The sequence below is a fragment of the Plectonema cf. radiosum LEGE 06105 genome (genome assembly GCF_015207665.1).
Lineage (GTDB): Bacteria > Cyanobacteriota > Cyanobacteriia > Cyanobacteriales > Nostocaceae > Rivularia > Rivularia radiosa_A.
In genome coordinates this window covers 15,662-28,689 of the sequence record NZ_JADEWL010000028.1, presented here as the reverse complement: position 1 = coordinate 28,689, position 13,028 = coordinate 15,662, and the positions used below count along the sequence as shown (strand labels likewise).

Here is a 13,028-nt window from a genome sequence, read left to right as displayed (position 1 = left end):
AGATTGAAATACAACTATTATTTATCAAATAATCAATCTTCACTTTTTTCATTTTCTTCCTCTTTAACATCTTTATTAGCATTTTCCTTATCATCTTCTAAGCGATATAAAAACTCACAGGTATCTTTAATTAAATTCAATTGTCTACCTGCTAAACGTGCGCGATCGCCAGCAAATGATTGTTCAAAAACATTCATCACAAAATACCTCGCAAAATCTAAAACTGCTTGTCTTTCTTCTTCCCGTTTGCTCATTACCCAGCGTCCATCCGCAGTATTCGCATGAACTCTATCCATTAACTTAAATACTTCTGCTGCGACTGCTACAACTAATGTTTCTCCTGAAAAAACACTTGTTTCTGCTTTAAGAATAGTTTCTGCGGCAATATCAATTGGTTTTAATACTGCATTGGATTTAGGATTATAACGTTTATTTGCACGATAAAATTTACGGTACAAATCAGTTAATTTCTTGGGATGATTTAATGGGGACTCTGACATTAATTTCCATTCCTTTGATTCAAAATTATATTGAGCATAGGGGTCAAAACAGGGATAAAATTGATAAGCATAAAGCCTAATTTTTTCAATCCGTGCTGTTTCTACTCCTTGATTTCTTACCCAGCGATTGAGATAAGAAAAAACATAAAGAGGACTTGTTTCAAAATCCTTTGCTAGCTCTGTAAATTTACCCCAGTTTGCATCATAACCGGACTTTCCTGTTTTGGCATTCACATCTAAATGGATTGCATAAGCAGCAGTAAGAACATTCAGTGGTGCGGGGTAGAATTTATCATTTTCATTCCATCCTTGGAGAATATAATCGAGTCGAAATCTATCCCTTCCTACTAAACTTCGGAAAGCATGAGGTGCGCTATCAAGAAACACGCTTTCTTCAAATTCTGCACCATCATTAAAAGGTGGAATTGGTGATTCGGAAACGACTGTTTTGACATCCAAAATCATCGGAAAAGCAAATGCTAGCCAACTTGGCATTACCCATGATTCGGTGTCACTGCTGTCCTTTACTGGGGGAATTGCCATGAAGTAAAATGTCAAAGGTTGGTCATCTGGATAAGAAAGTTTAAAAGTTCTATCTTTATCAGAATCTAAATTTTCATCAATTAAAAAAGCATCAACATTTTGATATTTTTCCTTGTTAAAATCAGCTTGTAAATCTTTACTAATAAAATGATTGCGGATGCTGGTATCAAAGCGAGTTTGAGCAATTCCACTATAAGCTTTTTGCAAAAACTTATTAGTCTCCGGGGTAAAATAATAAGTAGGATAAAAATAGAGATAACGATATTTTCCATCCTCAAATTTTTTACCAACAGCTTGAGTTTGATTCATCAAAATTTGTCGCAACATCATTTCTAATCCAGCAATACTAGAAATATTACGCTTAGCATTAGAACCATTCAACATTTGTTTATTGGTGTAAACTTGCGGAGTAAATAATACTGCTGATTCCATTTGTTCGGTAACTGTATAAGCCGAATGAGAAATCGAACAGATTAATTGTCTTCCTCTTCCCGATTTTTTCGCAGCATTATAGTTAGTAAGCTCGTTCAACAAGTTATCAGATGATTGTGTTTCTTGATTTCCTGGTAACATGACAACTTGTTTTACCCAGAGTCGTAAATCATTCCAACCATCAGGTAATTCATATTGAGAAATAATTGGATGAATTAAGTTATTAACATACTCAATAACTTGCTGACAGCTTTCTCTAACATTTTCAATTCCAGGATGCTTTTCTAGATATTTAGCTGCTAGATAATACCATTCGTAAGGAACACCCCCAGTATTACCTTTTAATTTATTTTCTTTGAGACTTTCATTAATGCGTTGAATTTCTCTAATTTGGGGTAAATATTCTGTTAGATTCCAAAATTCTGCAACTTTGTGAGTTAAATCAATCTGCGTTAATTTGGGGAGTTTTTTATCTTTTTTACAAGCAGCTTCAATTTTATTTACAGTCTCATCCCAAATTTTGCGACTAATTAAATCCCCAAACTCTGCAATTTGGTCAATACGAATATCATCGGTGAACTTAAAGTTATAATCCGCAGATAATACATTTTGCTGTTGAAATTTAACTAAATTATCACTACGGCTTTTTGCGACTGAATTCTTGTTAGAATTTAGTACTCTTAATGTAGCATCTAAAGCTACTTTCATCAAGCCAATTTCATCGAAAAATAAGTTGTAATATTCAGCATATTTCATCCCTTTGCCATCACGACCAAATCCTGTTTGTCTGAGTTTTAATTGTCCAGAACATAGAAATTTAATATTTTCAATCACTTTCCACGGAACATCTGTTAATGAAATTGTTGGAGCATCTCTTCGAGCTAGATAAATTACTCCTGTTGGTAGATATAACAGAGGTTCGTAATAGATATTCTCATCTGTATTCAGTTGTGTATGTACTTGAATCAAAGCATTATTAACCACATTTGTTAATACACCTCGGTTTTCAGAAATGCGGTGATAAGTGAATTTTAGTTGTCCATCACTCAAACTATGAATAATCTCATTCAACCTAGGATTTTCCGCATCTTGAGGATGTTTAACAATTGAAGCTAGCGAATCTGCAAGACAAGTTAAATCCGATAAACTGCGAAGAGTTCTATCTTTGAGAACGGGATTTAAACCAAATTCAGAAAAATTCCAGTTAGTATCCCAACGTCGTTGTGCATTGTAAGCCATACACAACAAATCATCGATATACTCTTGATAAGCTTCTGGATTTTCGGAATCGATGAATTTATCCAGTCCTAATTGTCTAACTTTCTCATCAATAATTTGCCGATGTTCTGCTAAAGGTAACTTGCGACAATCATTCGGGATATCGGGGAATTTCTCAAAATCGTGGAGAATAAATCCAGCAATTACCAATCTTCTTTCTCTTTCCCGAACTACTCTTTGAACCGTAGTATCAAGCTTTTCCAAACGTTGCTCGATTAAATTTGCAGGAAATAATCCATTTAGTAAATGGGTATTTAAAGATTGATCAGCAGCATTATCCCGTCGAACTTTCGCTTTACCTTCAGCTTCATTTTTTCTATCTAGCTCATCAAAGAATTTACCTCCTTTCGCTGTCACACCAATCGTAATACTGAGTAAATTTGGTAATACAAATTCCGAAAAATCTGCCATTACTTGGTCATTTATATTTTGAGATTTAATCGCTTCCCGTAATAACTTAAGGGTTAATAATTCACTTTTACTTTCTATAATTCTCTCAGAATCACCATCGAAACCAAAATCCCCTTTTAACCAGTTATCATCTGCTTCATCTGTGATTTCTGAGCTAGCATCAAATGTGTTATCAAATAATGAAAGTTGCTTAGAATCCTGAGAATCTTTTGTTTTTTTAGCCATTTTGTGTCCCTAATTTTTTACTCTATTCCCTGTAAAAGTTTTGGTACCTGTTCTGGTGCGGGAAGCTGATTTTTTAATTCTTGTGGAACTGTAGAAACTATTTGATAAGTTGCTACACCAATTGGTTTATTTGATTCCCTCAATGCATACTCAACTATAATTTTATTTTTTGATTTACAAAGAATAATTTCAATCGATGGATTTTCGTCAGTTTGTCTTACTTTGTCATCCAATGCTGCCAAATAAAACTGCATTTTGCCAACATATTCAGGTAAAAACTTACCAATTTTTAACTCAACCGCAACCAGACATTTGAGAATCCGATGATATAATAAAATATCGATGAAATATTCCTCATCATCTATTTCAAGCCGATATTGACTACCAATAAAAGCAAACATTCCACCCATTTATTGTAAGAATGGTTCCACTCTCGTTAAAATTGTAGTTTCTAATTGTCGCTCGCTATGTTCGTCTGTTAATTCTAAAAAATCAAAGGTATATTCGTCTTTGACAATTTGTGTGCGTTTCTCCTGTCGCTCTCGAACCAAATAAAACTAACATTTTCAGATAAGGAATTTTCTTTGGAATTTGTTGAGCAAGTTGTTTAAGTTCTTCGATTGTTGGTGTGTTCACTGTTGTGTTCTGTGTGAAAATTTATTCAGTGGTGGGTTATGCGATTGCACTATACACATCCAACACTAATTAACTTTTATTTGTAGGTGGTCTAATTCTGACTCTTCCCAATTCAGCAGTAATAATTGAACCCGATAATAATTCATTTCCATAGTTAGAAAGAACCTGTAAACACACGGTTGATTGTTGTTTTGTTGTGAGATTAACTAAACGTAATATCCCACAATGAGGAATTTCTCTCACGATTGCTAATTCCCCAAAATCTTTGTCATTGGTGACTAAAATTCGACCTTCACGGTAAGCTGTTGCTAAAATTTCTTCGTCTCCTGGATCTTCTTCCCAATCTCCAGTCCACACCACATCAAAACCAGCAGCTAATAAACTATCTCGCACCCCAAACCAGATGCAAGTATCCAGAAGTATCTTCACTCATTAAAACTCCATTGGTAACAATTCGATACGTTCATGACTAACTAACTTCCGTGCATAAATTAAACAAGCTTGTATGTCTTCTCGTTCCAACCAGGGATATGCTTCGAGTAAGGTTTCTGTTGTGTCTCCTGCTGCTAACATTCCTAAAATATGTTCGACTGCAAGACGACGATCGCGGATTATTGGTTTACCTCCAAATATTTTGGGGTTGACTGTAATTCGTTCTAAAAGTTTTTGCTCGTTCATTGTTGACTCTTGTTTAATCAGGTGGACAATAAAAATCTACAAGATTCTGCAATTCTTCGCTGCGAGTAACGATGTGTCTAAGATAAGTAATCTCTTCATAAATACTTTCCAATTTGTCAATTCTTTGTGATATTTCTTGATTTTGTGACTTTAGAGTATCGATATGATGCTTAAAACCGGAATTTTCAGCCATTAGTCGAAGAATTAAAATTCGGTAAATCTCCCCAAGATCAGCATTCATTAATAGATCGACCAAGTGGGAGTCGCCGGTACTCCGCCGATTCTCGGCAGAGCCGTAGTGCACCGACGTTCCCCGGTCAGGATTATTACTGAGCATTAACACACCTCCAATGGCTAGCGCTGTTTATATTGAATACCTCGTAACCATTATAAATTTTAGTTCAATATTTTGCTATCCTTTTTTGTAGGGAGAGAAAAGCTCAGTCAAACCTTAATCCCTATCAGGGATTGAAACACGAGCTATTCTATAGTGATTGGCTTCTCCCTCGCTTGTATAAAACGCAAGTCGCTAATCCCTATCAGGGATTCTCACGCTAAACCACCCATATTTCATCCCCCTTACTCTTAAAGGTGTAAGCCAAAGTATCCAGCAATAACGCAGACTGACCAAACGCGATCGCATAAGGCGCACTACTATCATGTAAACTAAGCTCATCGCATATCGAGTAGAGTTGAAAATGCATTGGTAAGCGTAATCTATTTCTCACCTCTGCTACAGGACGACGCAACACATAACAAACCAAAGCTTGTTTTTTCAAGCGCTTGTTAATTTCCCTGATATAAGTATTGTCCGGTTGCCAAACTTCAATCCCCGTCAACACTTGCACTTTCCATGTGTCTGCAATTGCTTGCAAGTCTCCGGGATAGACGAATTTCCAATTTAATCTTTCCTCCCGGTAGTTACGCAACTTCATAAATCCCAAGCAATGCTCATACTTACCTTTAGGAATTGCTTCTCCGGTACGTTGTGCGGTTTCTTTGAGTGTCCGTATAAATCCTGCTTCTGTCCACATTTCGATATCTAAATTACCCAATATTCCCGGTAAATCATAGGTTTTAAACCTGTCTACTTCGTTTTCCTCTGTTAAATCGTACAAACCACATTGCAAAGAACTTGAACCCCGAAAACTAGAAGCATCTTCAGCAATGGGATTACCAGATTTACCGGAAATATTTTTCCAATCTTTTGCCCAACTTAATACACGTCCTGCAATAGATTTTAAACTAGTATTAAATACACTTTCGCAAGCTTGACTAAATGCTTTTAAACTACCTAAATACCGCTGCTCAATAGTTTTATGCTTTAGTTCCCAACAAATTTTAACTGACTGTACCGCACCCCAACGCTGGTAATATCCACGAAAATCGTTTATTTGGCGATATTTGTCTTTGATTGTGGTGTTGAGAAATGCGCGATCGCAATTTTGACTATTTTCTAAAGGTGGATTATCTCCTAAAAATAAGCGCTCGACTAAGAAATTCGGTACTAGTGCATAAGCTGTATATTTCTCAAACTTAATTTTCTCACCATCTTTTTCGTAACCATCATGTCTTCCCAATCTTCCCAAACGCTGAATAAAATTACCTGCATCAGAAGACTCAAATAATAAAAGATTAATTTTAAAATCCACACCGACATCAATAGTACTAGTACCAAAAACCAAGTCAGCTAAAAGTGATTTTTCTCTTGTTTCTTTTCCTGATAAACCAGTATTTTCTCCTACTGTTAACTGATGTGCTTGAAAAATATCTTGGAAGAATGGTACAAGCCTTTTAACAGCAGCTATAGAATTAAGAATAATTGCACCTTTACTACCTGGATTATTTTGAAAATATTCCAAAATCAGATTACTATTTTCTTTTAACCAAGTTTCCGATGCTTTAAAAGATGGTTCTAAAGAAATAAAATTTAGGTTGATAGAACGTGATACCTGCCGCCAATTTTGTTGTTTTAATTCTTCTTCTTGCTCTAAATTCTCAGAGAATTCGTATTTATGATTATCTAGAGGATTAATTTCTTTGCAACGAAAACCTGCTTTTTTTAACTTATTAATAAACTCTGTATCTGGTGTGGCTGAAAGAAACAGAAATTTTTTGCGCCGATTAGTACAGTTAATCAACAACATCGTATTAATTACACTAGCAATTTGTGGTGCTGCAAAAATATGAAACTCATCAAAAATAAATAAATCAAAATCTTTGTCAATTCTTCCCCATAATTTATCAGGACTATCACCAGGAATTAAATAAGCACCACGATGTAAATAATGTAAAATATCAGGATTAGTAAGTATTATTTCTCTTTGGTTTGTCAAAGTTGAAATAGCCGCACTTTTTCTCAATCCTTCATTTTCAGCATAAATTTCTAATTCTGCACTGCTCAACCTGGCAATCCGAGGATTATTGATAGGTTTAAATATATCAATATATCCTTTAATTTGTATTTCTTGGTCGCGAGCAAGTTCATTCGTAGGATACAATCCAATCGCTGAGAATTCTCCTTGGAGAACTTCTAAATATGCTGCTAAACTTTTACCATCACCCGTCATCGCTGTATTGATAATTACGTCAATATTAGGATCACGTAATGCTTTTAAAGTTTCTAATTGATGCCAAGAAAGCGACCAACCACTTGGTAAATTTACACCCTGTAGTATCTCCGAAGCACGACAAGAATATACAGATTTGAGTTTAATGCTAAATTCGGACATATTCCTTTATTCCTTAAACAGTGTCCGTAACTTGTTGTTAATCCCCATATTGCCATGCAAAATAGAGATTGACAAGAGATATCCGTATAAAAATGTCCGTACAAATAAATGAGTAGAAAAGGTCAGTCGATAACACTATCAATTTCAGATAGAGATAAAGCCGAATTAGAAAACCTAGCGCTAGAGTTTGGGTGTAACTGGGGCGATCGCCCTAACATCTCAAAGCTAGTCGAATCAATAGCGCGTCGTCAGTTAATTATTGCCCCTAACAACAATTGGACAAACGAACGCATCAAAGCATTAGAAACAGCCCGTAAAGCCTTGATAGACTTGGGTAAAACCGATGAGGCAAAGCAAATAGCCCAGTTATTACAATCTAGAAGCGAATTAACTCTTCCTTTCCGTGAAGAAATCGAAACCTTTCTTGATAATCCTTTACCAGCTTGGAGGCAACAAATAGATAACTTGATTCACCGACAGCAACCATTTCGGCTTTCCTACCGAGATGCAGCAGACCGTTTATGGAGTTACACTGTTTTACACGCTCAAATTGTTTCTATAGAAAAGCGTCAGTATTTGATGTGTCGAGCAGAAGAATCTGAAGGTAATCAGGATGTGGAAGGATTGCGCCATAATTGGACATTACGTTTAGATAGAATTCAAGAAGCTGCGGTGGTTTCAATTAATAAAGCTTGGTTAAATGATTTAGAAACAATACCAGTAGAATTTCATGTTTATGGTGGTTTAGCCTTCGCTTACGAACGCAAAACAGAAGATATATTTGTCAGCGAATTGGAAAGAGAACCACCTATAAAAAGAATTGTCAGAAATATATCAGGTACATTTTGGTTTTTCCGTGAAATTACTAGATACGGCAAAGACTGCGTAATCGTATCACCAGAAGAAGTGCGATCGCGCTTTCGAGAAAACCTTAAATCCCTGTGTCAAGCCTATGATTTGGAAATTATGATGTAGAGACGTAGCAGTGCTACGTCTCCAAGTCTTTGTTTGTCACCAGTCAATTCCATAGAAGTCGGGTTTTTAGGATATATCCGTAAAACCAAAAAACACTCATAAAAACCCGACTTCTTAGCCCACCTGCTACGTCTCTCCAAAGCGTTATTTGTCACAAGTCAATTCGCAAAAAGCAGGTAAAGTTGCTCGTAGAAATTAAAATATAAGGAGACGTTGCACTGCAACGTCTCTACATAGATGCATATCACGATTAAAATAAAACGGTATCAAAAATCTGGTTTTTATTCTCCTCAACCCCGCAAAATTCGCTCAATCATCCCATTGGCTTGTGAACCATATCCACCACCAAACAAATTGAAGTGATTCAAGATATGATACAAATTATACAAAGTCTTCCGTTGTTCGTAGCCATCATCCAACGGAAAAACCTCATTATAACCGTGGTAAAAACTTGCTGAGAAACCACCGAAAACTTCCGTCATTGCAATATCAACTTCGCGATCGCCATAATAAGTAGCGGGGTCAAAAATTACAGGTTCCCCATCTACTGTAAACCCAGCATTACCTCCCCACAAATCACCATGTACCAGAGAAGGCTGCACTTTATGTCCTGTTAATAATTCTGGAATTGCACACAACAATTCCTCTGCTTGAGGAAAACTACCACCACGACGCTTAGCTAATTGAAATTGATATCCCAAACGATGCTGAGTAAAAAATTCCACCCAATCATCAGTCCAAGTATTAATTTGTGGAGTTGAACCGATGGTATTATTCATATCCCAACCAAATTTCTGACTAAGGGATTTTCGATGCAATTGGGCTAATTTCCTACCCATTTCTTCTGAGGATTTATTATTACCTCTACCCATTTCCAACCATTCCAATACTATATAGCAGGAACTTCCCGCAACACCATGACAAATTGGTTTGGGAACGCGGATAGTATTAGTATCGTACATTTGTTGTAAACCCAAAGCTTCCGCTGCAAACATTGCTACTTGAGAAGCTTGATTTAACTTCACAAAATAAGTTTTTGTACCATCACTAAGAGAATAACCTTGATTGATGCACCCACCAGAAACACTTCGTCGCTGCTGAGTTTGGAATAGTTCACCAGTCGCTTGGCTAATTTGAGCGTCAATTTCAGTCCACATCATTTGAAAAAGTTAGGAGTGAGGAGTTATGAGTTAGAAGTAATGAATTGTCAATTTACAGTATTTTACAATCACATAAAACATAATATTTAATCTAAAAATCTTGTGGTAAGTTAATTTTGCCTGTCTAATCGCAATTAATTAACATGAAATAATTATGCTGTAATATGAAAAATTAGAAATAATTCATAACTCATAATAATAAAATCCTAATTGATATTAGACCCAACTCCCAACTCCCAACTCCCAACTCCCAACTCCTAACTCCTAACTCCTAACTCCTAACTCTCTTTCGGTTTCAACACCACCACTCCATAAGCATCAGTAGATAAATATGTTTTTGCAGCTTGCATTAAAGTATCTGCATTTTGTGATTGGATATGATAAGGGAAATCAAAAGCTGGTTCTAAATCGCCGACTAAAGTTTGATAATATCCATATAAATTAGCGCGATCGCTCGGTCTTTCATTACCAAAAATAAACCTGTTCGCTACACGTTTGCGAACTCGGCTGATTTCTGATTCTTCTATTTCTATTTGAATTTTGCGAATATGTTCAACTATTGCTTGTTCAACGGAAGCTAAATTTTCTACCTCACAATGGGCTGCAATGTAAAAAGTTCCCTGTAACTGATTAGTCATATTACTTACAGATATATAGTGAACCAGTTCCCGTTCTTCCCGTAAATCCTGCCATAATCTAGATGTACGTCCGTGTCCTAAAATAGCGGAAAGTACGTCTAGCGCATAAGTTTGACTTAGCTGCATTAACCCAGGAACCCGCCACATCATGATTAATCTTGCTTGTTGAAGACTTTCGTCAACATATTCTCTGCGAACAATTTCTGTAAATGCTGGTTCTGGCTGTAAAGAAGTTATATCTTGAGTTTCTATATTACCATTATCTCGCATTTCAACATTAGCAAAGCTTTCAGCGATAATATCAATCAACTCCTCTTCTGGTAAATTACCGACAGCAACAGCAGTAATCGACTTTGGTTGATAATTTTGAGCGTGAAAACAACGCATTTGCTCTACTTTGAGTTGAGAAATTACTGCTTCAGGTCCCAACACCGGACGACGATATGGTAACTTGGAAAAAGCAGTTTCCATTGCTCTGGCAAAATTACGACGTTGGGGATTATCTTCACTACGTCTGATTTCTTCAAGCACTACCAAACGTTCCCGTTCAAAAGCATCATCGGGAATACAAGCATTCATTACTACATCAATTTGCAGAGGTGCAAGTTTTGCAAAATCTTGAGGAGCAGTAGTTACATAATAATGAGTATAATCTTGACTAGTAGCAGCATTCATCACGGCACCACGCTCTTCAATTCTACGTTCAAATTCTCCGCTTGCTAGTCGTTTAGTTCCTTTAAAAATCATATGCTCTAAAAAGTGAGCCATACCATTAATCGCATCACTTTCGGCAATAGAACCCACATTAACCCATAAATTGAGGTTAATTGCTTCTACTGGCATTTGCTCTGCTACTATCGTCAAACCATTGGGTAAGTGCTGTAGCTTCGGGGCATTTAGACGAGAAAATTCTAGCAGAGTTGAGGACATTTGTAGTTATTAATCAAAGCGTCTTACTTCTTTATCATAACTAGAACTTATTTAAATACCAAAAATATTCTTTCCCTAAGAGATTTTACGGAATAAGTTCTAAATTACTTTCTTCTCGGCAAAAAATTACCCATTAAAAAACTGCCCCAGACTATAGACATCTCGGAAAAAGAATGTAGAGACACGTTAGCGAAGCGTGCCTGTTAGCAAAGCGTGACGCGATAGCGTCATAAGGCATTACATCGCGTCTTCAGTTAATTACATCTCCAAAAGCTATAAAATAATAAATATAAATATTAAAATATGTAAACTAACTATCAATGTCAAATGGTTCGGGGAAATCCCGTGTAATCGTTATCGGTGCTGGAATTGGCGGACTTACCGCTGGGGCTTTATTAGCACGCAGAGGTTATGAAGTATTGATTTTCGATCAAGCACTTGTACCGGGGGGTTGTGCTTCTACTTTCAAACGTAAGGGTTTTACTTTTGATGTCGGTGCAACTCAAGTAGCAGGTTTGGAACCGGGAGGAATTCATCACCGGATTTTCTCCGAATTAGAAATAGAGTTACCACAGGCTACACCTTGCGACCCTGCTTGTGCGGTATACTTACCCGGAGAAACTACTCCGATTAACGTTTGGCGCAATCCCCAGAAATGGCAAGAAGAACGATCGCGACAGTTCCGGGGTAGTGAACCTTTTTGGAATTTACTCTCAACTTTATTTAAAGCAAGTTGGAAATTTCAAGCCCGCGACCCCGTATTACCACCACGTAATTGGTGGGATTTATTACAATTAACCACAGCCGTGCGTCTGGATACTTTAGTTACGGTTCCCTATACTTTGTTTACTGTTGGGGATGCTTTACGTTTTACCGGACAAGGAAATAATCACCGCTTACGGACATTTTTAGATTTGCAATTAAAGCTGTATTCCCAGGTAAATGCAGAGGAAACAGCCCTACTTTATGCCGCAACTGCATTGAGCGTATCCCAGGAACCGCAAGGATTGTACCACCTGGAAGCAAGTATGCAGGTATTGAGCGATCGCCTTGTAGAATCCTTGGAAAGGGACGGTGGTAAATTATTAATGCGTCATACAGTAGAACATATCAAAGTAGAAAATAATCGAGTTAGTGGAGTAGTTATTCGTAACCAAAAAACTGGAGAATCCTGGACTGAACCGGCAGACCATGTAGTTGCTAATGTCACAGTACAAAATTTAGTACAGTTGCTTGGAGAAAAAGCTCCTAGGGGTTATAAAAAGCGAGTTAAAAACTTAGCTCCCGCATCAGGAGCGTTTGTCATTTATTTAGGGGTTGATGAGAGTGCAATTCCCCCCGAATGTCCGCCACATTTACAGTTTCTCTACGATGCAAATGGTCCGATTGGGGAAAATAATTCCTTATTTGTTTCAGTGAGTCGTCCTGGTGATGGTCGTGCTGCTGCGGGCAAAGCCACAATTATTGCTTCTTCTTTTGTAGATGTAGATAGATGGTTTAATCAGGATAATTACGAGGATTTAAAGCAGTCTTTTACACAACAAGCTATATCTCATCTGAGTAAATTCTTCTACTTAAAACCAGAAACGATTATTCATGTAGAAGCAGCGACACCGCGTACTTTTTATAATTTTACAGCTAGAGATCAAGGAATTGTCGGTGGAATTGGTCAACGAATCCCGACTTTTGGTCCTTTTGGTTTTGCTAATCGTACACCGATCAAGAATTTGTGGTTAGTAGGTGATTCTACTCATCCCGGTGAAGGTACTGCGGGAGTCAGTTATTCAGCTTTGACGGTGGTAAGGCAGATTGAAAGTTAAAAAACTTGTAAAACCTTAATTTTTCGTGGGGTAAGAAGTCGGGTTTTTATGAGTATTTTATGATGTTACC

At 36.9% G+C, this 13,028-nt stretch carries 9 protein-coding genes and 1 pseudogene; 2 read left to right on the top strand and 8 right to left on the bottom strand.

Translation table 11 applies throughout. The features are described from left to right. Nucleotides 1–32 precede the first annotated feature (32 nt). The 6 genes and pseudogenes from cas10d to cas3 form a co-directional block, all read right to left on the bottom strand. Nucleotides 33–3,389: a type I-D CRISPR-associated protein Cas10d/Csc3 gene (gene cas10d, locus IQ247_RS11320; RefSeq protein WP_193919947.1), complete on the bottom strand. Its 3,357-nt coding sequence runs from the start codon at nucleotides 3,387–3,389 to the stop codon at nucleotides 33–35. 17 nt (nucleotides 3,390–3,406) lie between these two features. Continuing rightward, a pseudogene (locus IQ247_RS11315) lies at nucleotides 3,407–3,940 on the bottom strand (PDDEXK nuclease domain-containing protein). 154 nt (nucleotides 3,941–4,094) lie between these two features. Then, nucleotides 4,095–4,454 carry a DUF5615 family PIN-like protein gene (locus IQ247_RS11305; RefSeq protein WP_193919945.1) on the bottom strand — a complete coding sequence of 120 codons (360 nt, stop codon included), beginning with the start codon at nucleotides 4,452–4,454 and terminating at the stop codon, nucleotides 4,095–4,097. Nucleotides 4,455–4,457: 3 nt separating this feature from the next. After that, a complete protein-coding gene (locus tag IQ247_RS11300) occupies nucleotides 4,458–4,703 on the bottom strand; it encodes a DUF433 domain-containing protein (RefSeq protein WP_193919943.1) in 246 nt (81 codons plus the stop codon). A 13-nt stretch (nucleotides 4,704–4,716) separates the two neighbouring features. Beyond that, the gene (locus IQ247_RS11295; protein ID WP_228059653.1) at nucleotides 4,717–4,944 is read right to left on the bottom strand and encodes a hypothetical protein; all 228 of its coding nucleotides are present in this window, start codon (nucleotides 4,942–4,944) and stop codon (nucleotides 4,717–4,719) included. Nucleotides 4,945–5,257: 313 nt separating this feature from the next. Continuing rightward, complete coding sequence (gene cas3 / locus IQ247_RS11290; RefSeq protein ID WP_193919939.1) at nucleotides 5,258–7,435, bottom strand: type I-D CRISPR-associated helicase Cas3'; 2,178 nt, start codon at nucleotides 7,433–7,435, stop codon at nucleotides 5,258–5,260. A 108-nt stretch (nucleotides 7,436–7,543) separates the two neighbouring features. Here cas3 and IQ247_RS11285 point away from each other — a divergent pair, with 108 nt between their 5' ends. Continuing rightward, nucleotides 7,544–8,410 carry a WYL domain-containing protein gene (locus IQ247_RS11285; RefSeq protein WP_193919937.1) on the top strand — a complete coding sequence of 289 codons (867 nt, stop codon included), beginning with the start codon at nucleotides 7,544–7,546 and terminating at the stop codon, nucleotides 8,408–8,410. Nucleotides 8,411–8,700: 290 nt separating this feature from the next. Here IQ247_RS11285 and IQ247_RS11280 read toward each other — a convergent pair whose 3' ends face one another. Further along, nucleotides 8,701–9,567 (bottom strand): fructosamine kinase family protein, encoded by an 867-nt coding sequence (locus IQ247_RS11280; protein ID WP_193919996.1) that lies wholly within the window; start codon nucleotides 9,565–9,567, stop codon nucleotides 8,701–8,703. A gap of 281 nt (nucleotides 9,568–9,848) precedes the next feature. Then, nucleotides 9,849–11,138 (bottom strand): M16 family metallopeptidase, encoded by a 1,290-nt coding sequence (locus tag IQ247_RS11275; RefSeq protein ID WP_193919935.1) that lies wholly within the window; start codon nucleotides 11,136–11,138, stop codon nucleotides 9,849–9,851. A 320-nt stretch (nucleotides 11,139–11,458) separates the two neighbouring features. Here IQ247_RS11275 and crtD point away from each other — a divergent pair, with 320 nt between their 5' ends. After that, a complete protein-coding gene (gene crtD, locus IQ247_RS11270) occupies nucleotides 11,459–12,958 on the top strand; it encodes a C-3',4' desaturase CrtD (protein ID WP_193919933.1) in 1,500 nt (499 codons plus the stop codon). Nucleotides 12,959–13,028 lie beyond the last annotated feature (70 nt).